21 protein-coding genes are annotated in these 24102 nt (G+C 36.8%); 13 read left to right on the top strand and 8 right to left on the bottom strand.

The annotated features are described in order from the left end of the window. The first annotated feature begins 3 nt into the window (after window positions 1–3). The 3 genes from ACFCT9_RS08620 (at window position 4) to ACFCT9_RS08610 (ending at window position 4335) form a co-directional block, all read left to right on the top strand. The gene (locus ACFCT9_RS08620; protein ID WP_412518609.1) at window positions 4–1260 is read left to right on the top strand and encodes a glycosyltransferase; all 1257 of its coding nucleotides are present in this window, start codon (window positions 4–6) and stop codon (window positions 1258–1260) included. An 85-nt stretch (window positions 1261–1345) separates the two neighbouring features. Beyond that, window positions 1346–2803: an O-antigen polysaccharide polymerase Wzy family protein gene (locus ACFCT9_RS08615; RefSeq protein WP_412518607.1), complete on the top strand. Its 1458-nt coding sequence runs from the start codon at window positions 1346–1348 to the stop codon at window positions 2801–2803. Window positions 2804–2805: 2 nt separating this feature from the next. Further along, complete coding sequence (locus ACFCT9_RS08610) at window positions 2806–4335, top strand: oligosaccharide flippase family protein (RefSeq protein ID WP_412518605.1); 1530 nt, start codon at window positions 2806–2808, stop codon at window positions 4333–4335. A gap of 64 nt (window positions 4336–4399) precedes the next feature. Here the strand turns inward: ACFCT9_RS08610 and ACFCT9_RS08605 are convergent, their stop codons facing one another. From ACFCT9_RS08605 to ACFCT9_RS08595, 3 genes are read right to left on the bottom strand one after another with little or no spacing between them, the layout of a single operon-like run. Then, a complete protein-coding gene (locus tag ACFCT9_RS08605; RefSeq protein WP_412518603.1) occupies window positions 4400–5122 on the bottom strand; it encodes a hypothetical protein in 723 nt (240 codons plus the stop codon). 29 nt (window positions 5123–5151) lie between these two features. Continuing rightward, the gene (locus ACFCT9_RS08600) at window positions 5152–6372 is read right to left on the bottom strand and encodes an LTA synthase family protein (protein WP_412518601.1); all 1221 of its coding nucleotides are present in this window, start codon (window positions 6370–6372) and stop codon (window positions 5152–5154) included. Between the two features lie 42 nt (window positions 6373–6414). Then, window positions 6415–6972 carry a hypothetical protein gene (locus ACFCT9_RS08595; protein ID WP_412518599.1) on the bottom strand — a complete coding sequence of 186 codons (558 nt, stop codon included), beginning with the start codon at window positions 6970–6972 and terminating at the stop codon, window positions 6415–6417. Between the two features lie 230 nt (window positions 6973–7202). Between ACFCT9_RS08595 and ACFCT9_RS08590 the strand changes: the two genes are divergently transcribed. Beyond that, complete coding sequence (locus ACFCT9_RS08590) at window positions 7203–8726, top strand: DUF6056 family protein (RefSeq protein WP_412518597.1); 1524 nt, start codon at window positions 7203–7205, stop codon at window positions 8724–8726. A 71-nt stretch (window positions 8727–8797) separates the two neighbouring features. Here the strand turns inward: ACFCT9_RS08590 and ACFCT9_RS08585 are convergent, their stop codons facing one another. Beyond that, entirely contained in the window at window positions 8798–9370 is a 573-nt protein-coding gene (locus ACFCT9_RS08585; RefSeq protein ID WP_412518595.1) for a TetR/AcrR family transcriptional regulator, read from the bottom strand. Between the two features lie 234 nt (window positions 9371–9604). Between ACFCT9_RS08585 and ACFCT9_RS08580 the strand changes: the two genes are divergently transcribed. The 8 genes from ACFCT9_RS08580 to ACFCT9_RS08545 all read left to right on the top strand — a co-directional run bounded on the left by ACFCT9_RS08580 (window position 9605) and on the right by ACFCT9_RS08545 (window position 18817). Next, window positions 9605–11104: a glycosyltransferase gene (locus ACFCT9_RS08580; protein ID WP_412518593.1), complete on the top strand. Its 1500-nt coding sequence runs from the start codon at window positions 9605–9607 to the stop codon at window positions 11102–11104. 139 nt (window positions 11105–11243) lie between these two features. After that, entirely contained in the window at window positions 11244–13418 is a 2175-nt protein-coding gene (locus ACFCT9_RS08575) for a CDP-glycerol glycerophosphotransferase family protein (RefSeq protein ID WP_412518591.1), read from the top strand. Window positions 13419–13511: 93 nt separating this feature from the next. Then, a complete protein-coding gene (locus ACFCT9_RS08570; RefSeq protein ID WP_412518589.1) occupies window positions 13512–14078 on the top strand; it encodes a DUF488 family protein in 567 nt (188 codons plus the stop codon). Window positions 14079–14137: 59 nt separating this feature from the next. Beyond that, window positions 14138–14389 (top strand): AbrB/MazE/SpoVT family DNA-binding domain-containing protein, encoded by a 252-nt coding sequence (locus ACFCT9_RS08565; RefSeq protein WP_412518587.1) that lies wholly within the window; start codon window positions 14138–14140, stop codon window positions 14387–14389. After that, complete coding sequence (locus ACFCT9_RS08560) at window positions 14386–14775, top strand: type II toxin-antitoxin system death-on-curing family toxin (RefSeq protein ID WP_412518585.1); 390 nt, start codon at window positions 14386–14388, stop codon at window positions 14773–14775. Before ACFCT9_RS08565 ends, ACFCT9_RS08560 begins: the two co-directional genes overlap by 4 nt. A 128-nt stretch (window positions 14776–14903) precedes the next feature. Further along, complete coding sequence (locus ACFCT9_RS08555) at window positions 14904–15296, top strand: (deoxy)nucleoside triphosphate pyrophosphohydrolase (RefSeq protein WP_412518583.1); 393 nt, start codon at window positions 14904–14906, stop codon at window positions 15294–15296. 5 nt (window positions 15297–15301) lie between these two features. Continuing rightward, window positions 15302–18175: a DUF3427 domain-containing protein gene (locus ACFCT9_RS08550; RefSeq protein WP_412518581.1), complete on the top strand. Its 2874-nt coding sequence runs from the start codon at window positions 15302–15304 to the stop codon at window positions 18173–18175. Window positions 18176–18298: 123 nt separating this feature from the next. After that, window positions 18299–18817: an AAA family ATPase gene (locus ACFCT9_RS08545; protein ID WP_412518580.1), complete on the top strand. Its 519-nt coding sequence runs from the start codon at window positions 18299–18301 to the stop codon at window positions 18815–18817. 55 nt (window positions 18818–18872) lie between these two features. Here the strand turns inward: ACFCT9_RS08545 and ACFCT9_RS08540 are convergent, their stop codons facing one another. Further along, complete coding sequence (locus ACFCT9_RS08540) at window positions 18873–20021, bottom strand: low temperature requirement protein A (protein ID WP_412518578.1); 1149 nt, start codon at window positions 20019–20021, stop codon at window positions 18873–18875. Window positions 20022–20221: 200 nt separating this feature from the next. Continuing rightward, entirely contained in the window at window positions 20222–21112 is an 891-nt protein-coding gene (locus ACFCT9_RS08535; protein ID WP_412518576.1) for a fructose bisphosphate aldolase, read from the bottom strand. 229 nt (window positions 21113–21341) lie between these two features. On the opposite strand from ACFCT9_RS08535, the gene ACFCT9_RS08530 reads away from it, so the two are divergent. Next, window positions 21342–22043, top strand: a complete 702-nt coding sequence (locus ACFCT9_RS08530) for an MOSC domain-containing protein (protein ID WP_412518574.1) — start codon at window positions 21342–21344, stop codon at window positions 22041–22043. Between the two features lie 434 nt (window positions 22044–22477). Here the strand turns inward: ACFCT9_RS08530 and ACFCT9_RS08525 are convergent, their stop codons facing one another. Both ACFCT9_RS08525 and fmdA read right to left on the bottom strand, forming a co-directional pair. After that, window positions 22478–22738: a zinc ribbon domain-containing protein gene (locus ACFCT9_RS08525; RefSeq protein ID WP_412518572.1), complete on the bottom strand. Its 261-nt coding sequence runs from the start codon at window positions 22736–22738 to the stop codon at window positions 22478–22480. After that, window positions 22738–23931: a formamidase gene (gene fmdA, locus ACFCT9_RS08520; protein ID WP_412518570.1), complete on the bottom strand. Its 1194-nt coding sequence runs from the start codon at window positions 23929–23931 to the stop codon at window positions 22738–22740. The genes ACFCT9_RS08525 and fmdA overlap by 1 nt, the downstream gene beginning before the upstream one ends. Window positions 23932–24102: the final 171 nt, after the last annotated feature.

The following is a 24102-nucleotide window of genomic DNA, read 5'->3' as shown; positions in this document are numbered from 1 at the left end:
ACTATGAAGAAAGAATTGATTTTGTTGACGAATTACTTTCCTTACTACAAAGGAGAGGAATACTTAGAAGAAGAAATCAAATATTTGGCCGAAGCTTTTGATCATATCACGATTGTTCCAACGATGGTCAGTCAAAAGATGAAGGTGACAAGAGAAGTGCCTGATGTTGCGACGGTCATTGATTTACCGTTTCCGCAAGGATTAAAAGATAAAGGTATCAACTTCTTAAAGACAGGGCCTCATATTTTATTCAATCAACCGCGTGTGCGTAGTATTGGTGAAAATGCAGGTTCATTGAACCCTTATAAATGGATGTACAATTTGTATTTTGAAGCGAGAACAGATGCGATTTATCAAGATTTAGTACGTTCACATCTATTGCCGGAAAATGATGACCATACGCAGCTGTATCTATACAGTTATTGGTTTTATATCACGGCGAATCTCGGTAAGAAATTGAAATATGATTATTATGGAGATGCTTCGATTCCGTTTGTTTCAAGAGGTCATGGATATGATGTGAATGACTATATTAAACCATTTAGTTTCTTGCCTATGCGTCAAATGATGTTGGAACATGTAGATAAGTTATATCCAGTATCGGATACGAGTTCGAATTATTTACGTCATAAGTTTCCGAAATATGCGCATAAAATTGAAACAAGACGTCTTGGCGTCGGTGAAGGTGACTATCAAGTTTCTTTACGCCAGCCGCCATTGTTTGTCAGCTGTTCAACGATACGTAAATTAAAACGTTTAGACGTTATTATTGATGCCTTAGCACAATTAAATGAAAAAGGTTATGATTTCAAGTGGGTACATATCGGTGACGGTCCAGAAACACAAAAGATTGAAGCGATGGCAAAAGAAAAATTAAAACCTTCGCAATACGAATTACTTGGCCGTTTGCCGAACAAAGCGGTAAGAAAATGGTATCATGAGCATAACCCAACGTTATTTTTAAATACATCTGAATCAGAAGGGGTACCTGTATCTGTGATGGAAGCAATGGCGAATGCGATTCCAGTTGTTGCGTCTAATGTTGGAGGCACAGCTGAAATTGTACAGCCAGAAGTGAACGGCATGTTAATCAGTGACGCGCTTAAGCCGAAAGATGCGGCAGGTGCTATTGAATATTTCTTGAATCTTTCAGATGAAGCGTATGAAAGTTATGCGAAAGGTGCTTATCAGACTTGGCAGACGCTTTGTGATTCTGAAAGTCTGTATACCAAATTTGCGAATGAATTAGCACAGCCTTGAGATATAGAATGAGTATGAGACACCTATGAAACAACCAGACGCAAGCAATGACAAATAAGTAACGAATGAGTAAGTAGGTGGAAGTTTGACCAAGTTATTAAGATGGAGTGTGCTGATGATTGCGGTGATATTGCTTGCTGTCGGCATTATCTTTTCAAATATTACCCTGTTATTTAGTGCACTCTTACTATTTTTCCTGAACAACCTTATATATGGACTAGAAGCGTTCAACCAGCGGGTCATCTTCTTTATGTTCAATGTGACTTTCTTTGTCTTTTTAATGGGCAGAATGGTTGTGAGTAAACTGTTCCATTATCATGAAAAAGATTTTAAATTGCTGGGAACGTATTTTACAGATCAAGCCACAATATTTAATATCTTAATCTTATTAAGCTTAAGTTTGTTTTGTCTCTTTTTAGGCTATGCCATGTTAGATCGTACGGCGCGCCAAGGGTTTAAACAGTTTCAACCCATCGAGACATCGTATAAACAAAATATCCGCATCATCAGTTTAGGTGTCTTTACAATCGCGATTATTTTTAAATTGATGTATTTGGCAGAAGCAGTTCAAGCCTCACAAGCCCAAGGCTATTATGCCTATTTCGCAAGTTTTAAATCTAGCTTGCCGGGTGTATTTGTGTTAATCAGCCGTATGTTTCCAGTTGCCTTCTTTGTGTATTTAGCAACCTTGCCGGCACAAAAGAAAGCGTGGCTGCCAATACTCGCTTATTTATTTGTGGATGGCCTTTCTGTGTTAACAGGTTCTCGTTCTGACTTTATGTTAGATGTGCTGATTTTGTTTATTTATTTCTGTTACCGCAACATTCTAGCAAAACATACTGGGACACAAGCTTGGTTTGGCAAAAAGACATGGATCGCTGGGATTATTTCAGCGCCGATTTTATTAGCCATGATGAATTTTGTCGGTAATAGTCGTGGAGGGTCTAAGACAGAAGGCGGCTTCTTTGATGCATTGTTGTCATTTTTCTTCTCACAAGGCATCAGTGTCAACGTCATCGGCTATACCATTGAGAAAGCGAAAGAAATTCCAGATAAAATCTATTCTATCGGACCTTTAACAGAGTACGCTATATACAATATCTGGGGTAATTTAACCGGAGGTCAAGGCGGATGGTCTGGTCAATCGGTTGAACGTGCGTTAGAAGGGTATCAATATTCGCATACGATGTCCTATGTCATTATGAAAGATTTGTATTTAAAAGGTGTAGGTTATGGTTCGAGTTTCGTAGCGGAAACATACCATGATTTTGGTTATGTCGGCATGATGTTCGGCAGTATCATCATCGGTTTGTTGATTGCGATGTTTACGAGAATGTTGACCGCAAAACATATCATTGTCATTGCGGCAGCGTTGATTATGGCGCGTAAGATGTTGTTTATTCCGCGTGCGAGCACGATAGCGTTTATTATTGATACATTTTCACCAGCGAATATTTTTACGGTGCTTGTGATTTTCGGTTTAGAACGTGTGCTGCGTTCATACTTGAACCGCAAGCGTAACCAACATAAACAGGAGTTATGAGTATGAATCAAAGAAGAGCTGGCGCCATCTTATCCTACATATCCATATTTGGTAATATTCTTGTGGCGGTCTTATATACACCGTTCTTCATCAGAACACTCGGCACTTCTGAATATGGATTATATAATTTGGTTTTATCCTTTTTAGTCTATTTGAACATTATGGATTTAGCATTTGGAAATACCATTGCTAAATATTTATCACAAAATAGAGTAAAGGGGTCAAAAGCACAAGAAGCACGGATTTTAGGTAATATCTTGAACATTTATTTCTTATGTTCTTTATTAGTCGGTTTGATGGGCTTAGTGTTGTATCTGAATGCAGAAGCGGTATTCGGTAATGCATTAGCCCCTAAACAATTATCTGAACTGAAGCTGATGTTGATTTTTATCGTCATCAACATCATGATTTCTTTTTACCCAGGTATCTTTAACGGTATTTTACAAGCATATGAATACTTTGTGATTGCGAAGAGCATGTTGTTAATCAGAGTGATTATGCCTTCTATTATTGCGACTCCTTTCTTGTTGATGGGATTTGGTGCAGTAACAATTATTTTAATCACATTAATCGTTAACTTTGCATGTCTCTTCATGGGTATGATTTTATGTCGGCGTCATGTATCGATTCGCTTTGATTGGAAGGGCGCGCTTTCCCTTGATCACTTCAAACAGCAGAAACAATTGAATGTTTATTTAGGGTTGGTCTTGTTCTCTATCGCAATTGAACAATTGACCTTAAACTCTGGTCAAATGATTTTAGGGGCGATAAATGGGACTGTTGCGGTTGCGATTTATGTCATTGCTGTACAGTTCGTAAAAATCTTCCAACAGTTTGCGACCTCGATTAATAATGTGACGTTCCCAGGCTTCTCCATGTTAGTGGTAGAAGGCGCAAGCAATGAACGTTTGCTTCAACAAATGGTGCGTATCAGCCGCATTCAATTGATTGTCTTATCATTTATCTTGTCAGGCTTTGTGATATTTGGTGAGAACTTTATTGTTATCTGGGCAGGACAAGATTTCAGACCCGCGTATATCATGACAGTTATCTTAATGTTTACGATTACGTTCCAACTGTCGCAATTGCCGGCAGTCAGTATTATTCAAGCACATAACCGCCAAACATTCCGCTTCATCGCTTTAGCTGTCACACTAGTCCTCGCAATGATCAGCGCAGTTATTTTAGCACCGAAGTATAGCGGTTATGGCGTATCGCTGTCTATCGCAGCGTTCAGCTTTATCGGTTATACCTTGATCATGAATGTGTACTATCACCGTAAAATCGGTTTAAATATGTATCGCTTCTGGTTTGAAATGAGTAAGATTTGGCTGCCGATGATTATCACTACAGTGATTTATTATTTCATCTATCAATGGATTGCGGAAATATTCGGTAAAGGCTTAGTGGTGCTAGGTTTAAACATTATCGTTTACGTCATCTTGTATTCTGTCGTGTTATGGACAGTGATTATGAATCAAAGCGAACGACAAATCGGTATGCAAGTAATCCAACGCTTTAAGCGTGCATAGAAACTAAAATATAAAATAAAGACGCTGTTCAGACAACAAAATCTGAACAGCGTCTTTTATGCCTTTATTTGCGGAATAATGTTAAACATACTTCAATTAAATGCAGGTGAGAGACACTATAAATCAAACCAGAAAGAAATACAGTTAAGGTTATCGCAAAGAGTGCTGTTTGAATCCATGACCGTTTCATAATCGTAATGGATCGAGTTGTTGTATTCCAGACGAAATTGAAGCGGTTGAAATATATCAGCAACAGCACAAGCAATGAATAAAAAACAGAAGTTATCAGTACCGTTTGAATCAAACCAGGTAATAAAGTAGGGTCTGACAAATGTATAATACTTTGAAACTTAGTTATAAATGCTTTTGGCTTCATACCTCCGAATAAATCAAACCACCAATCTGTAAATTTGATTAATAAGACTCCGATAAACATAAAGAGTAATAAAGCACAGGCGTTTAAAGTCGTTAGCCATGCGCGACGTCCTGGCACAGCAGTAAAGGTTAAACGGTGCATCAATATAGCATGAACGATTAATAAAACAATGCCAATCGCAAACGCCAGCACAATGTATTCAATGACGAAAAACGTATGATACAGTTGCGACTTATAAGCATTGGGTTTTCCTAACATTAAGAGTGTGCCAATAATAAAGCCATTAATAAATAGAGTGTAAAAGACTAATGTACTAAACCAAACGAGTATACGATGATTACGACGAATCAAGCATACATCTAATAAGGTGAACAACATTCCAATTAATACATATAAGATGATTTGAGTCATGATGATAAGTTTCTCCTTTGGGAAAAGTGTTACTTTTTCTTTTCGTTTACAAATTCACGGTCATAATAATTACTTCGGATACTGATTTCTTTGTCGAAATGTTTTAAACCGTCTTTTTCAATTAACGTCGGTTCTTTTGAGAAAAGGTTGGTTCCAAGACCTAAACGCTCGCCTTTAATTTCAACGCCCATAGCGGCTAATGTTGTCGGATATAAATCCAATGGCGCAAACTGACGGTTTTTCGTTTTATCCGGTTGAACTGCAGGGTTTAAAATTAAGTTAAATACCGTGCGTTCATAATTGGGATTGAAATCTTTAAAGAACTTTTTATCCATACTGCGATGATCGCCTGTGACTACAATGGTTGTATCTTTATAGAAAGGTTGTGCTTGAATCCATTCAATGAACTTAACCGCTTCTTCATCCGAATAAGAAATCGCATTTGCATAATGATTTTGATGCGGTCTCGGTGCATGTTTTGGCAAATAACCATCTGGGAAGTGGGTGTCCGCCGTTTCCATAGTAAAGTTAAACGGCTTACCTTCTTTGGATAAACGTGTAATTTCATCTTTTGCGAAACCATACAATTTATCGTCTTCAAAGCCCCACCAAACGTTGTAGTCTTTAGGAATCAATTTGTGTTCACGTGCGTATTTCACATCAAAAATCTTATAGTGGCCATGTGTTGTGAAATATGTGGTTAAACCACCAAAGTCCGCATCGGCACCAAACATAATTGTTTGATTATAACCTTCTTTATGCAAAACATCTCCAATGCCGACAGCGCCAGGCAAGAAGTAGCCCGATTTTCCGTAACTATTGCCGTTCATCGGTATTTTCAAAGGAATACCCATGCCCATATTTACCATCCCAGCAACAGACCAGCTTGATCCGTATGTTTGATGTGGGCCGCCAAAAGTTGCTTTGGAATTTGAGAAATGTACGCCTTGTTCTGATAAACGCGTCAAATTAGGAATTAAATTTTTATCCATATGGCCGCCTAAATCTTTAGAGGTATAGGAATTCTCCATAGATTCTAAGTAGATATGGATCAAATTCCGTTTTTTCTCTGGGAATTTCAAGTTGCTGTCAGTGGCACGTACATAATGATTTTGAATATATTTAGAGTCTTCATTGTAAGCTTTGTAGACTTCAGCTAAACGTAATTTATCTGAACCATAGACAAGACCTGAAACTAATACAGCAATGGAAAGGATGGCTAATCCGATTTGGATTATAAAACGTTTCATGACTGTAACCACTTTCGTGTTTGTATGCCACTGGATGTGGTATCAATTAAAGACGATAATCAGCAACAATGGCATCAGATAAAAGAGCGACTTTAATATAGGTCCTTTTAACATCGCATCTGTCATGTCGCTGCTTGTCCCTTTAATGGGTGAGTTTAAGTTGAACAAGAATTGTTCTGGTGTAATATTGCCAAAGAAGTCGATAAACCAATCCGCAAAGAATACTGCAGCTAAACCAATTAAAGCGAATAATAGAATGACACTATTCAATAAGCCGCTTAAAAAGCGACGCTTAGGTTTTGAGGGTTCGAATGTCATACGTTGTATGATAATTGCTTTAAGCAACAGGACGAAACAACCGATGACGCACGCAAAAAGTACATATTTTAAAGCGAATAAAGAATGATACATGTCCGGCATTAACACGTTCGGTTTCTTAAGATACAACATGAGTATGCCAACGGAGACAATATTAATAAAACATGTGTAGAAACAAAAAGAAGTTATCCACTTAACAAGAGAACGCTGACGTGAAATTATTCGTTTGTCTAACACAGTAAAACTTAATCCGATTAATAAGTATAAAATGATTTGAAACATGATGAACAGTTTACTCCTTTTTTAAAGGTGATAAATCAGGATGTATTGATAATTAATAATTTTACTATTGAAGATAGAACTTGTCAGTAAAAAGTTGAAGTGAGTGAAAATATTATTATATTTTACAAATTTGGCGGAGTCAGGAAAGCACTTATGATAATTATAGGTTTGCATGACAATCATATAATGAAAGTGTATTATATGATTAGCACAATAAGGAGAACGACATCATGAAAATAGTGAAGGAAAACCCGTATTTTTTAGTATATGGATTGTTAGTGATTTTTTATTTTGTTTTTGCGGCGCTTGTTCCGCTTGCACAAGATGATTGGAACTGGTACGTACATGGATATGAAGTATGGTTCCAAGAACATTTTGAGAAATTAAATGGTCGATATTTCGGCAACATTTTAGAAATCTTAGTTGTGAGAAGTCTGGTATTGCGCATGATTGTCTATGCGTGTGTATCTTTCTCAATACTTTGGATGATATTGAAGTTCGTAGGTAAAACGAAAAGCACAGCTTATAGTTTAATCACATTTATAATATTGCTGCTGATGCCAGCTGCCATTTTTAAACAAACGTATGCTTGGTATGCGGGCTTTAATAACTATGTAACAAGTTCACTCTGCGCCTTAATCGTTTTAATGTTTATTTTAAACACACTGAATCCTCAAGAAAACACATCTAAGTGGTCGTTGCGTATTCAAAGCGTACTCTTTTTGATCGCATGTACGGCAGGGCAGTTATTTATGGAAAATGTGACCTTGTATAATATTGCGATAACCGGTTTAGGTTTAATCACTTACGTCGTGTTATATCGTAAAATCAATTTGAAATTACTGATAGGATTTTGTTTAACGTGCATAGGTGCGGTTATTATGTTTACCAATCCTAACTACTTGAACATTCTGGATGGAAAGAGTGATTATCAACAAGTAGGTTCTAATACTACGATGTATGACAAAGTCATTGTGACATTATTGAAAGTCATCCCATATCAGGGTTATTTCCAGTGTGCGATATTCTTAAGTATTATCGCAGTGCTGTTAATCATTGTATTATATCGCAGCCCGAAATTTTTAAATTTAGCAATCAGCTATAAAGTATTGTTAACGGCTTCCATCGCGTTCTTCACATTTTATAAGTACTTTGTCTATGAACCTTTTGGTTTAGATGAGATGAAACATATCCCGTGGATTGCGGGACTGAACTTTTTAGCATGCCTGATTTATTTCTGTTCGATTGCGGCAGGAATTTATTTTATCGGGCTATCTAGAAGAGCGTTGTATATTGCGTACTTTAGTTTAGTTTCAATAGTGATTGCGACGACGCCTTTATTAGTTGTAGCACCGGTAGGACCGAGAAACTTCTACTTCATGTATGTGCTGTGGCTGATTGTATTGTTAATCATAGTGAAACAACTGCCTTTGCCTGAAAAGCGTACCAGTATCATCGCAGCCAGTATCGCATGTGTCGCAAGTTTCATGTTTATCGTTATCTTTTCATTTATGACACATGCCAATGCACAGCGTATCGCAAAGTTGAAAGAAGATGCAGCACATGCCTCTAAAAATGACACAATTACGGTAGAAATGTTGCCGTTTGATGCCTATTCGCAACATTCTTCACCTTGGGATTCTGGAACGGAAAGAGTGTTCAAAACATACTTTGATATTCCGCAAGACGCAAAATTGCAGTTTAAACCATATGGCCAAAAATATTTGAAGCCTAAAGCAGAACAGAAGAAATAATAAAAAAATCAGAACCGTTTCTAAATAAAGGAAACGGTTCTGATTTTTTATTTGTTTGAAATGTATGTGCGTTATTTTGATTTTACTTTGATATTGAGCAACTGATTGTACATACGATCCAGCGCATCAGGGTCACCGATAGCTTCTGAATAGTCAGCACAAATTTTGTGTTCATCATATTTCCAATTGCCAATCGCTGAAATGGCAGATTCAAACACACGCGCAACCACTTCAATGGGCGGATTGCCAGGGACTTCGATAATTTCTGCATTATCTATGATGTCTTGGCGGAGTTTTTGAATGAAAATCGCTGTGACCGTTTCCATAAATTGTTGGTCATGACGTTGTTTAATATCGATTTTCTCAATGGGTTTATCAAAGAAAGAACTGAGTGATTTGAACGGTGCTTCAATGCGATCACTAATATCTTTTTCGAAGTATTCTTTTGTCAGGTTAGTAATCAAATAAGACAATAAATCGTATTTATCATAAAAGTGCTTATAGAATGTAGTGCGGTGGACTAAGGCATTGTCACAAATCATATTGACAGTAATCGTAGAAAACAATTTTTCGCTTAATAGATGAAAGAGTGATTCAGATAATGCACGTTTCGTTTTGATAACACGTAAGTCATTCGGATTCATAAGATTATCTCTCCTTTAGTTTCATGTGTAAAAAGGGTATATATATTTAGCGTTAAGTATGTGCTATTAATAAACTACTATGTAGTTTAAACTATAATGTATATAGAGAGAAGGGGCAAGGATTTCAACTTAAATCGTCTTAAGATTAATTTTGCCGTTTTATTTATGAGTTAAAGTGTATATATAGAAATGATATAATTTAATTTAAAGAATTTTACGAAATGGGGTTTAAGGTTGATTTATACTGTAACATCGACTTTGCCTCCGAATCATGGAGGCAGAACGAAAGCATTGTTGAAGCGGATTCAATTTATTTATGACACGTTGGGGATTAAACAAACAATTTTAACAACCAACTATAATATTGAATATCCTGAAGTACTTGCTGACTTTAGAGCACAAGGGATTTTAAATGAAGAGACATCAGTCATTAATCTCTATGATTGGCTGTCAGGTTATCATTTATTCAACATTCCAAAGTCGAGGTTTAAGAAAGAAAAGAAATATAAAGCACAACCTGTCGCACTCACGCATTACACAGCACGTACGAATAAGAAGGGCGACGTCGTACGTTATTATGACCAAACAGATGATACGTATTTACTGTATCGTAAATTTTATGAGGATTCTGAGGTTGTCCGTTTTGAAGATGTGATGACGCCTGGGGTCAAACATAAAATTATCCGCTATGAATATAATCCTTATGGCTATCTGCATAAGCAGACGAATTATAGTGCACGTAAAAACATCAAACTAAGTGAGACCCTGTATGACCTTAACGGTAATGTCTATTGCCAGAAATGGTTTGAAGAAAATAAACACGGCAAACCAGAAGCCATCTCTATTTTGATTTATCAAGATGGACGTGTGGTTAAAAGCTTTACGCATGATAAAGCATTATTTGCCTATTTTTATAACGCACTGTTTAAAGATGGAGATATTGTGTTTGATGATGCGCGAGTATTAGATCAACCGTTGATTGATAATCAGCATGCGATTAAACCGGTTATGGTCTTTCATAGTTCCCATTTATCAGGTGAAAACATCAAAGGGTCTTATCGTTATGCGCTGAATCATCACCAGAACGTTGCGCGGTATATTGTGCTGACTACACAGCAGAAACAAGATATCCTTGCCCAAACCGACATACCTGAACATCAAATTGAAGTTATCCCGCATTTTATTGAACCAAGTACATTATCTGAAGGCGCTCGTAAAAATCAATTTGTTTATTTAGGACGGTTCTCAAAGGAAAAACAAATTGATCATATCGTCAAAGCATTTAAGTTATTTAAATCAAAAGGGTATGACACGACGCTGAAATTATATGGAGGCACACCAGGACCAGACCAAGATGAAATCAAAGCTTTAATTGAACAAGAAGGTCTAGAAGACGTTGTGACAATAGAACCTTTCACCCATCATCCAACAGCTGTATTTCGTGAATCCCGTGCCTCTCTGTTAACGAGTACACATGAAGGGTTCGGGTTATCGATGATGGAAAGTATTAATGAAGGTTGTCCAGTTCTGGCCTATGATATTCGTTATGGACCGAATGAAATCATTGAAGCGGGTGAAAATGGGTATTTAATATCAAAAGATGATATTGAAGGTTTAGCACAGGCCATGGAACGTATCATTCAACATCCGCTTCAAAACGTCCATACACGTCAATCATTAACCCCTAAAGCAGCACAACAACACTTTGAACAGTTATTCAAAGTGTTAACATAGAGAGTGTATACGTGGGTGTACGCTAAATAACGACACTGTGATAAAGTATCAAGGTGTCTTATTTGGTTCAGTGCGTATTTATCAGTACAATAAGACAATGTGAAAAACAGAGATATAAATCAGTAAGGAGTTCGCAATCATGAATGAGTTAACAGTTATTATCACTTATTACAACTCAGAAGATTATATTCAAGCTTGTATCGAAAGTTTGAAACAACAACGCAATCAAAATTTTAATGTGATTATCGTCAACGACGGATCAACAGATCGTTCAAAAGCATTATTAGAAGCATCATTGAAAAATTATGATAAACAGGTTGAAGTCATTAATTTTGAACAAAACCAAGGCCATGCGCATGCACGTAATGTGGCGATGTCGCATGTTGAAACCCCTTATTTTATGTTTTTAGATGCAGATGATGAATTAGCGTCTTATGCGATTCAATTCTATTTAAAAACAGTTAATGGGTTAGATGCGTTAATCGCACCGATTAATAAATTTACAGTGACGCAACCGCAATATATTGATCAGAATAAAATCAGATTAGAATATATGAACGCTGAGACAAATCCTAATTCATTCTTAAGAAAAAACACCGCATGTAATATTTTATTTAAAACTGCGATTGTAAAAGCGCATCAACTTGAATTTGATGAAACTTTAAAGACCTATGTCGATAATTCTTTCGTAGTGGATTACTTGAGTTATGCAGAACGCTTTGTGCGTATTTTAGGGTTCCCGTTCTACTTCAGAGGAGAAGTCTATGATCCTTTTGAAACAGAACAGCTGACACAACAAGCGTTTGACCAACTATTTGAAGATTACGCAGATGCTTATCTGCATACGATACAGAAAGTTAAAAATAAAAAAGTCCGTCAATTTATGACACATAAAATGGCGGGTATTATACGCAAAGGATTCGATCCAGCGAATAAACAAAACGCGTATCACTACAAACAACATCAAGATACTTTAATTCAACTCGCACAAAAATTAAAATGGCATCTTTTTCAAGAAACAGATGGCGGTTCCTTGTTTAAAGTAGAGATGTTGGCGTTAATGTTTAATCAACCTGACGCCGCAATTGCGATTAACAAATATAGAGGCATGTTGCGTCATGTGAAGAACATTGTCATGCGCAATAAGAATAAAGACCGTTCTATGTATCAATTAACAGATGCACCAGAAAATGTGTCTCATAAAACTATCGTCTTTGAGACATTCGGCGGTAAAAATTACAGCGATAGTCCTAAATATATTTATGAATATATGCAGAAGTATTATCCGTATTATAACTATATTTGGGTGCTGAATAATCCGAATAAAACTTACGTGCCGGGCAATGCGACGAAAGTGAAAAGAAACTCAAAAGCATACTATGATGCGTATTCAAAAGCACATTACTGGGTGACCAATGCCCGCACACCGCTTTATATCAACAAGAAAGAGAATCAAACGTATATTCAAACGTGGCATGGTACGCCATTGAAACGCTTGGCCAATGATATGAAAGTAGTACGTATGCCAGGCACAACAACACCTGCGTATAAACGTCATTTCAGAGAAGAAACAGAACGTTGGGATTATTTAGTATCACCGAACCGTTATTCAACTGAAATCTTTGAGTCTGCCTTTTGGATGGACCGAGACCGTATTTTAGAAATCGGTTATCCAAGAAATGATGTGCTCGTCAATCGTTCAAATGACACAGCGTATCTTGAAGCGATTCGTGAGAAATTGAATATTCCTAAAGATAAGAAAGTCATCACATACGCACCGACATGGCGCGATGATGAATTTATTAAAAAAGGCCAATATCTCTTCAACCTTAAAATTGATTTAGACAACCTATATAAACAATTAGGTGATGACTATGTCATTTTATTACGTATGCATTATCTGATTGCGAATGCGTTAGATTTATCAGGTTATGAAAACTTTGCGATTGATGTATCTGATTATGATGATGTCTCAGAAATCTTCTTGATTTCAGATGCGTTGATTACAGATTACTCATCTGTCATGTTTGATTACGGTATTTTAAAACGTCCGCAATTCTTCTTTGCGTATGATATTGAGAAATACGATAAAGGGTTACGCGGTTTCTATATGGACTACCATAATGATTTACCAGGACCGATTTTCACAGATGCGCACAAACTGGCAGAAAGCTTAAAAGACTTACCGAAAGTACAAGCTGAGTATCAAGATAAAATTGATGCATTCTATAATCGTTTCTGCAGTATTGAAAAGGGTAAAGCGTCACAATATATTGGTGAATTGATTCATCAAGGGATTGAAGCAAAAGAATAATGTAAAGCGATACACGCAAAAACACGCTGAGTATAGGCTGTTTTTGCGTGTTTTATTTATATTAGGCTATAGAGTAAGAAAGAGGTGAGCAGTATGGGGAAACAAAAAGTCATTTATACGATTGGTCATTCTGATCACGACCAAGCCACATTTCTTGAAATGTTGAAAGCATTTCATGTGGAAGTCTTAATGGATATCAGAGCGTTTACTAAGAGCCGCAAACATCCGCAATTTAAAGATGATGCGATGAAAGATTGGTTGAAAGAAGAAGGGATTCAATATCAAACGGACAAATTTCTCGGTGGACGCAGAAAACCGAGCGAAACAGTGGGGCGTAGTTTAAATAGCGGCTGGCAAAATGAATCCTTTCATAACTATGCAGATTATACTTTAACGGATGATTTTAAAGAAGGTATTCAAATCTTAACAGAAACTGCACAACAACAAACCACTGCGTATATGTGCTCAGAACACCATCCTGCACGTTGTCATCGACTGATCGTCAGCAATTATTTAGCTGCGCATGGATGGGAAGTTTATCATATTATGCAGAACAATAAAGGGGATATTATTGCGCAACCGCACAAGCTAGGCCAATGGGGAGCAATGCCGATTATTGAAGATGATGGTGAAGTGGTTTATCCAAAAAATATAGATTGACATATATATGTATATACGTATATACTAATGATAACAACAAGAAAGGTGGCATCAGTCATATGAATCAGAATAATTTAGAACGTAAAGTAAGAAAAAGTGGTAATAGTTATATCGTTGGTATTCCTCCAAAAGTATTAGAAGATTTAAATATTAAAGAGGGATCTAATATTGAGTATGTCAAAGAGCCAACAGGCGGATATACAATTAAAAAAGTAAACACAGATGAGGATAAAGACTTAGAAATTTTAAAATTAGTAGATAGAACTTTGGATAGACATGGAGATATTATTAGAGGCTTAGCGGATAAATGATAAAATATTTAACTGAAAGACAAATTGTTGCTATAAATCATAAAATCATCTTAGAAACTACGCCTACTGAACAAATTGGAATTAAAGATCCATACGCATTGAATATGATTGTCGGTTTGTTAAAGCAAGATGTTTTTGGCAGAGAGCTTTACCCAGACCTTTTATTAAAAGCTGCAAGATTATATGAATTGATTATTAAGAAGCACATATTTTTGAATGGAAATAAAAGAACAGCTTTTACATGTTTAGAAATTTTCTTGTTCATAAATGGAAAAACAATAGCAGTACCAACTCAAGAAGGTATTGATTTCACATGTGCAATTTTAACTGAAAATTTAGATAGAAAAACAATAGAAAGATGGATAGAATATCATATTCTTAATTAATAGACAGGTCACACCTGTCTATTTTTTATGAAAAAATTAAAAAATTGCAGCAATTGTGTGGCAATCTTTTATAAAAAATGAGATCCTGCATATAAGTAGTGAAATATTTATGTGAGCGGAGGATACATATGAAAAAGTTAATCAGAGTGGTAGGTGCCGTGATTGAACATCAAGGTCAAATATTATGTGCACAACGCAGTGAACAAATGAGTTTGCCGTTATTATGGGAATTTCCGGGCGGTAAAATTGAACAAGGTGAAACAGATGTGGAAGCGTTAAAACGTGAAATCCAAGAGGAAATGAAATGTGATTTAGCTGTAGACGAGAAGGTTACGACAACGACGCATGAATATGATTTTGCGATTATCGAATTATCCACGTATCGTTGCACTCTACAACAAACAATGCCGACTTTAACAGAACATAGTCAAATCAAGTGGTTAGCACCAAAAGATTTACACCAATTAGCGTGGGCACCGGCAGATATTCCGGCAGTGGACATATTGGTTGAACAAGGGTAAAGCTGATGGAACATTTAATTGATGATTTAACCCAGTCACTGCATAAAGGGTTTATTGACCGTTCTCTTGTACATCAAGGTCATCATGTGCCGAAGTTAGTTTTAAATAACCAAGAGGAAAATGTTCTCGCGACGTTGATTGATGAACTTGAGAAATGCCAATCCTTCATGATATCTGTGGCGTTTATTACGCCGAGCGGTCTCCAAAGTTTGAAGTCTCACTTATTTGATTTAGCGCAAAGAGGGGTTAAAGGGAAAATCCTGACTTCTAACTATTTGGGGTTCAACTCACCAAAAGTCTATGAAGAATTAATGAAGTTAGATCATGTGGAAGTCCGTGTCACTGAAGTGTCAGGCTTTCATGCGAAAGGTTATATTTTTGATCATGAAGCCTATTCTACCTTCGTTGTCGGCAGTTCAAATTTAACTTCCAATGCGTTGAAAGTAAATTATGAACATAATATTTTATTGTCGTCACATCAAAATGGGGATTTGGTTCATAAGGTCAAAGACCAATTTAAGGGTTTATGGGAAGAGAGTACACCTTTAACAGAAAGCTGGATTGAAGCGTATCGCAATGTCTATCAACCGCAGATGACACAGCGTTTGTTTGTAGAAAGTCAACAACAGACAGCGCTTGAAAATAAGATACAAGAAGCGGTTAAAATCGAACCGAATTTGATGCAGGTAGAAGCGTTGAAAGGTCTGGCAGAACTGCGTGCACAAGGGGAAGACAAAGCATTGATCATTTCTGCGACAGGAACGGGTAAGACGATTATGTCTGCGTTAGATGTTCGTGTCTTTAAACCTAAGCGTTTCTTATTTGTGGTACATAGTGAAACGATTTTAAATGATGCGTTGGCTGCGTATCAAAAAGTGCTGGCTGATGAACCAGCTGCCGCATTTGCGAAGTTGACAGGTACTGAGAAAAATCTAAATGCAAAGTATTTATTCGCAACCGTTCAAACTATGTCTAAACCTGACATTTATCAACAATTTGATTCAAACACGTTTGATTATATCGTCTTTGATGAAGCACATCGTTCGGCAGCACAAAGCTATCAGAATATCTTTCAATACTTTCATCCAAAGTTCATGTTAGGAATGACCGCAACTCCTGAACGTAGCGATGATTTAAGTGTCTTTGCGCAATTTAATCATAATGTGGCATATGAAATCAGACTTCAAAAAGCATTAGAAAGTGATATTTTATGTCCGTTCCATTATTTTGGGGTGTCTGATTATATTCAAGAGGGGCATGTCATTGATGATAAAACAGAAGATTTAAAGTTGCTTACGTCTGATGATCGTGTGAAATATATTTTAGAGAAGACACATTATTATGGTTATTCAGGTGATGTGTTAAAAGGCTTAATCTTTGTCAGCCGTAAAAGTGAAGCGACAGTTTTAGCACAAAAATTAAACGACAAAGGAATTCCAACTAAAGCTTTAACCGGTGAAAATTCACAAAAGCAACGTAATGAAGTCATTCAACAATTAAAAGACGGCAGTTTGAATTATATCATTACGGTAGATTTGTTTAATGAAGGAGTCGATATCCCTGAAATTAATCAAGTTGTCATGTTGAGAAGTACACAGTCGAGTATCATTTTTGTACAACAACTCGGGCGTGGATTACGTAAGAGTGCGAATAAAGATTATGTGACAGTCATTGATTTCATCGGTAATTATAAGAATAACTATATGATTCCTATCGCATTGTCAGGTGACCATTCACATAATAAAGACAGTTATCGTAAATTTATTTCAGACTACGCACCACTAAAAGGCGTATCAACGATTAATTTTGAACAAGTTGCGCAAAAGAGAATCTTTGATTCAATCCAGTCTGCAACTTTAAATAAGAAGGCGATGATTTTACAAGCTTTCAATGAGGTGAAAGCACGTATTGGCCGTACACCAACGTTAATGGACTTCATTTATCAACATTCTATTGACCCAGAAGTGATTCTATCAAAATATGGAAATTACGAAGCGTTTTTAGAAGATAAAACAGATGTAGGCACAAGAATAACTGACAACGCCTCGAAGAATTTAACCTTTATCTCTCAAGAATTAGCGAAAGGGTTAAAAAATACAGATTATCTGACATTAGCGTTATTAATGAGACAAGAGGAAAGTTTTGAAGGATTAGTTCAGAAGCTTCAACAAAGTGATGAGCAAATTGAAGAAGCTGATGTGCGTACCAGTCTGAAAATCTTAGATGCTTCGTATTTCAGTAAGAATATCGATAAAAGATATGGTACACCGATGATTGAATGGGATGAAACCAACAATCTGATAAGATTAACAGAAGCCTTTAAAGTGAACTTAAATAGCGAGGTATTTCGTCATCATGTGAATGATTTAATTGAATTAGCCCGCTACAAACACCAACATGTCTATCAAAATCAAAATGATTTCATCTTGTATGAACGTTATTCAAGAAAAGACTTTGTGAAGGTGATGAATTGGGATAAAGATGAATCCGCAGTGATTAACGGTTACAAACAAAAACACCAAACACTGCCTATATTTATTACGTATCATAAAAGCGAAGATATCAGCGACAATACGGCGTATGAAGATCAATTCATTAATCAAAATGAGTTGAAGTGGTTTACACGTTCGCCGAGAAAGTTAAGCTCTGATGAAGTTCAAAAAGTGATGCAGCACCAAGAAACGAATACACCCATGTATCTTTTCGTGAAGAAAGAAGATGGCGAAGGCACGGACTTTTATTACCTGGGAAAAGCGCGATTCATGCCAGGAACAGAAGCACAAACAAAAATGCCAGATGGCAAAGATGTGGTCACGATGCATCTAGCTTTAGACACACCAGTGCGTGATGATATTTATCGCTATCTAGTTGAAAAATAAATGTATGGCCTGACTCGAGATGGAGTCAGGTTTTTTGTTTGGAATATGGATTTGCTTGTGTGGGCATAGATGCATATAATCTTTATTAAACATATGGCAGCGATTCAATAGGGGATAGATAATGTGGTAAAAAGGATTCTGGTAATTGGCAGTCCTGGTTCGGGAAAATCAACATTTGCGAAACAATTAAGTCAGAAAATGCATGTTCCAATCTTTCATTTAAATCCCCTTTTTTGGAAAAATGATCATGAAACGGTAAACCAAGAAGTATTTATAAGACGAATTGAAAAAATCATTGGGGAAAATGAAGCTTGGATTATAGATGGAAATTATAGCGATACCCTATTGTTGCGGTTAGAAAAGGCAGAACTTGTCATTTGGTTGAAAGCACCACGATGGAAATGTATTTTGAATGTTGTTAAACGCTATTTTAGATTATTGCGAAATGAAGATACTGGCGGTAATCCAAAAGCACTGCGATTTGAATTTCTAAAGTATATTTGGGACTTTCCAAGCAATCATTTTCCTTCTATGATTCTAGCTCAATCAAAGTGTTCAAATCGAGTCAAATGGATTGAATTAAATGGTTTTAAAGAAATTGATCGTTTTATGCGAGAAAGTGAAGCTAAACTAAAACACTAGTCCAAATGGTTATTTTGGACTAGTGTTTTAGTTAATGAACATAGATTTAGAAGGTTTAATGATGTGTCGCAATACCTGCGCGTGTTAATTTGCGTTTATTTTTATAATATACAAGTGCGATGGTTGAATTGACCATAGCGGCTGAAATAACTAAGACATCATCGTATTGGACAAAGATAAGGCTGATGATATAACCGATAATAATGAGTGATACGGATATGATAAATAAACGTAATTTTCGATAGTAATCATGGAAGTAAGACATGTTCATCCATAATCCAAAGAAGAATAAGAAAATACTCGCATACATAAAGTGTACTTCAAATAATCGGTTGATTTTATCACTGCTGCTGAAGACAATGGCCGCATTGACGCCACCTAAAGCGATATTAATAATCAGGTGTGAATAGTTTAATTTGAACCCGATAGTGCGGTGGCGATGGTTAATATAAAACTCAGTAATGGCCCAATAGGCTAAGAATAAGCCGATTAAGATCATGAATTGGAAAATATAAAGGTAATCGAATTGCGTGATACTGAATATACTTGCGATACCGACTAATAATTCTCCGAATACGATAATAGTCAATAGGGCATAACGTTCAACTAAATGCATCATATTGACAGGTGATTCTATTAAATATTTGCGGAATGGAATTAAACCTAGCGCCGCAACGGCTAATCCAATATTACCTGGCACAAAGCGATAGGGTGGTGGTGTGAGTATGCCAATGATAGATAAAATTGCGACCAGTGATGTGACAATCACATATGCGATACACGTCATTTTATCGCCCTTTGATTGTGTCTGGCGTATTTGTAGTAAATATTGTAGACAAATACTCAAATAGAGTAATGACATATAAGTCATGAAAGGCACAAAAGTTTTATTGAAATCTGGGTAGAAACTGTTCGATAAGAAAACCAAAAGAAAAATATTAACGATGGTAAAGCCGACATCTTTCGGTGACAGTTCCCCAAAGCGATTGGTAAAGACGGTTTGATGAGACCACAATAACCATAAGAATAGGCTCATTAAAATATAAATAACAAAGGTATCTAAGGTTAGAGTGCCATTTCCTGTAAGGTGCAGTAATACGTGCGCAATTTTTTGTAAGGCATAAACAAAAATTAAATCATAGAAAAGTTCATGAAAGTTTGCGCGTTTATCTTGTAAGTAACGTGGTGTTAAATTAGACGCCATTTGTGTCATCTCCTGTTGTGTAAAGTAGGCGACTATGTTCTGTTTTTATTTTAGTCTCTTGTATTTTATTATGAATGGTTTCAAAATAAAAGGATTTTTATTTAACATGGACGATGTAAGCATTTGGACGATTAAATAAATATTAAGCAAAATAAAAAGCGAACCTCGTAGAGAGATTCGCTGTCATCGAATAATTATAATTATGCTTTGTTTACAGATGCATCGTAGATTGTGTCAATCGCATCTTGTAATTTACTGTTGAACTCTTCATCAGATTGTTTAACGTTCAAGTCAGTGACTAAAGCACGAGAGAAGCTTGCGATTAAGCCATCGTTTTCTTTTAAGATTTTGTTTGCTTCTTCACGGCTGTAACCACCAGATAAAGCAACAACACGTACCACTTGAGGGTGTTCGATAAGTGCTTTATATGCGTTAGCTTTTGTTGGAATTGTTAATTTCAACATTACATTTTCATCTTTGTTTAAGTTGTCTAACTCAGCTTTGATTGCTTCTGCTAAGTTTGCTTCGATTGCTTCTTTATCTTCTGCATGGATGTTTACTTCTGGTTCAATGATAGGTACTAAACCAGCTGCAATGATTTCTTTCGCAACTTCGAATTGTTGTTTAACAACTTTTTCAATACCTTCTTTGTTGTTTTCTAAAATGTTAGAACGCATTTTTGTACCGAAGATATGACGTTCGTTTGCGCGTTGTAATAATTTATCTAAATCTGGAATAGGTTTCATTAATTGAACGCCTTCGTTTTGGTCAGCTAATCCTTTGTCGACTTTTAAGAAAGGCACAACACCTTTGCTTGCTAGGAAGTCACCAGTGTATTGACCTTCAATTTCGCGATCCATTGTTTGTTCGAATAAGATTGCGCCTAGGATTTTGTCTCCGTTGAAAGCAGGTGAAGTGATGATACGTGTACGCATTTCGTGTACAAGGTCAAACATTTCATCATCGTTTGAATATTCATTTTCTTCGATTCCGTAAGCTTTAAGCGCTTTAGGAGTACTACCACCGCTTTGGTCTAATGCTGCGATAAATCCTTTACCATTTTTAATTTTGTCAAATTGTTCTTGGTTCATTTATTGACACTCCTCTTTCCGCATTTTGCTATATCTCTTTCATCTCTAGTATGGTAAAAATGAAGTGATTTCGCAAATAGTTTAACTTGAAATTGTAAAATAAATCACAAACGTATTTTTAGTGCGCTGAAACGCTTGAATCTGGGACGTAGAATGTCTTGACAGTGTTCATTTAAAACGAAAATACGTTACAATAGAAGGAAAGGGATTCGTAGAAAGGGTGTAGCTGGTGAGCAGAATTGAGACGTTATTTGTAGGCGGTGTGGAAACAGTTGGACATCCGCATGCCGTTAATAAACTTGAACAACAATGGATGACAGCCGCATATAAGAAAGCGATGCCGATACCTGTCTTTCTAACTAAAGAGGGATTAGAAGGTGATGATGTAGGAGATAAGAAACATCATGGCGGACCTGAGAAAGCGTTGTTTGCGTATAGTGTGGTACATTATGATAAATGGAACGAAGAATATCCTGAAGGTGATTTTAAAGCGGGCACCAACGGCGAAAATGTTTCGGTTTCAGATATGGACGAAACGACAGTGTGTATCGGAGACATTTATCGTGTAGGTGAAGCATTAGTACAAGTATCACAGCCACGCAGACCGTGCTGGAAACCGGGAAGACGTGTGAAATGGATAGACTTTGGCCAACGTATTCAAGATACAGGTCGCACAGGTTGGTATTTCAGAGTCTTAGAAGAAGGACGTATTCAACAAGGTGATGTGTTTGAGTTAGTTGAACGTCCTTGCGGGACATGGTCGATAGCGAAGATGAATGATGTTTTATATCATCATGCTGATCATCCGCAGTTAATGCATCAATTAATGGAAAATGATTATACACCGCAGTCTTGGAAAGATGAGTTAAGACAATTGATTGCGGGGGAAGCGGTAGACCATACGCCTAGACTTTATGGTCCCAATCTTTAAAATGAATTTATGTATTTTATCAATAAGGAAAGCAAGACACATGTGTTTCAATAGCGACATGTGTCTTGCTTATTTAATATGTTTTATAATCTGCCAGCCCCATGGCTGTGAAGGGGAGAAAACAACCATGAGGCCTTCATGACAGATTAACCTTTTACTTTTGTGGCAATAATTGGATAGGATTGTGTAATCCAATGTGTTGCACGTTTATATTTAACATCTTCAATCAGTTTTTTTACTTTTAATATGTGCAACTGTCATATGCCAAGTGTTTGAATGGACATCAAGCATCATAGATTAAGGAGGGTAAATCTCAATGTTGATGGATGTACCTGGTTTAATTTTTTATATTGTAGGTTTATCACTCGCATGCAAATGGGCTGTATGTTTGCATGGGTGTGTTTTCATAATGGGTATTCCAAATTTAGTATTGATTAGACCATCCAAGGACGGTTATGCGTATTTTGTTGTTTCTGTTTTATTGGGAGTTTATCTTTGGAAACAACTTTTGGTTCTTGACCAGATTCAATTCTTCTCTTCAACTTTGAATCAATTTTGGAAGTGTTGAATGGGACAAAGACGCGCTTTGCGTCTTGATTGCAGTCAGGGCAAACTGCATAATCATGATTTTCATTCATGGATTGATTTAAGGTAAATTCACCGTGATGTTCGCATGCATAAGTGTAATTGGGCATTACGCATCAGGCTCCAAATTTGGGATGATGTCATCGTTAAAGATCTCACGAGGTATTGCGATGGTACAACAAGCGTTTGGAACATCCACGATACCAGCAACTGTACCTTGGACGGGCGCTGTTCCAAGTAACATATAAGCTTGTTCGCCTGTAAAGCCTCGTGTTTTCAAGAATTCAATCGCGTTTAAACAAGCATTGCGATAAGCAGTATTCGCATTTAAATACTCTTGTTTTCCGCTGAATTCATCGACTGAAATACCTTCAAATACAATGTAATCTGTATAATTCGGCATTACAGGCCCAGGTTTGAAGGCTGGGTTCTTTTTAATTTGATATTTTTCCATGCCATTTTTAATCACGTTGACACGTAAATCAATCCAACCAGGCATTTCGATACCGCCGCAGAATGTAATCTCGCCATCACCTTGTGAGAAATGCAAGTCGCCGACAGATAATTTTGCACCGTCGACAAAGACTGGGAAATAAATGCGGGAACCTTTTGATAAATTTTTAATATCGCAGTTACCGCCGTTTTCTCTAGGAGGAACGGTTCTGGCACCTTCTTTAGCGACACGATCGAAATCTTTGCCTTCTAAAGTACCAAGCACCACAGCATCCGTATCGGGCAAGTTTGCTAAGACTGGCTCTCTGTTCGGATCTGTATCTACCAATGCTTGTTCACGTCGGTTCCATTCATCCAACATTTCTTGGGATGGCGCAACCCCAATTAATCCTGGGTGAATCAAGCCGACAAATTCTACGCCAGGTACATGACGACTTGTCGCATAAATTCCATTGAAATCCCAGATTGATTTTTGGGCGTTCGGATAATGATCGACGAGGAAACTACCACCATTTGTGACGTCGAAAATACCGTTAAAGCCCCATTGATGTTCTTGGAATGCACCGATATCTAAAATGTCGACGACGAGTAAGTCGCCGGGCTCGACACCGTTGACATATACGGGACCACTGAGTACATGTACACGATTCAAGTTAACATATTTGATATCGCTCGGGTCGTCGTTGTTTGAGACTTGACCATCGGTCCAGTCTAAACATTCCATACGAAATGATTCCCCCGGTTCAACTGAAAATGCGGCCGGAATGTCCGGATGCCATCGGTTGTGTCCGGGATGTGCTTGCTGATCCATTTTCTTATTCAAATCCACACTAAATAATTTCTTAGGCATATGCCTACCCCCTTGCCGAAATAATTTGTGACTGAATGATTGTGACTAAAAATAGTATTCCTCAAAAAGTTACATTTTAAACTCGTTTTCTGAATTTTTGTGAAAAATATTGATTTTTTGTTAAAAAGTTACAATTTGTGAAATAATAGAAAGGATGACTATAAAAAGAAG

The sequence above is a fragment of the Staphylococcus simulans genome, from assembly GCF_047037175.1.
GTDB classification, from domain to species: domain Bacteria; phylum Bacillota; class Bacilli; order Staphylococcales; family Staphylococcaceae; genus Staphylococcus; species Staphylococcus simulans_C.
Note: the sequence above shows the minus strand (reverse complement) of the source record. Positions and strands in the feature narration are given on the sequence as shown.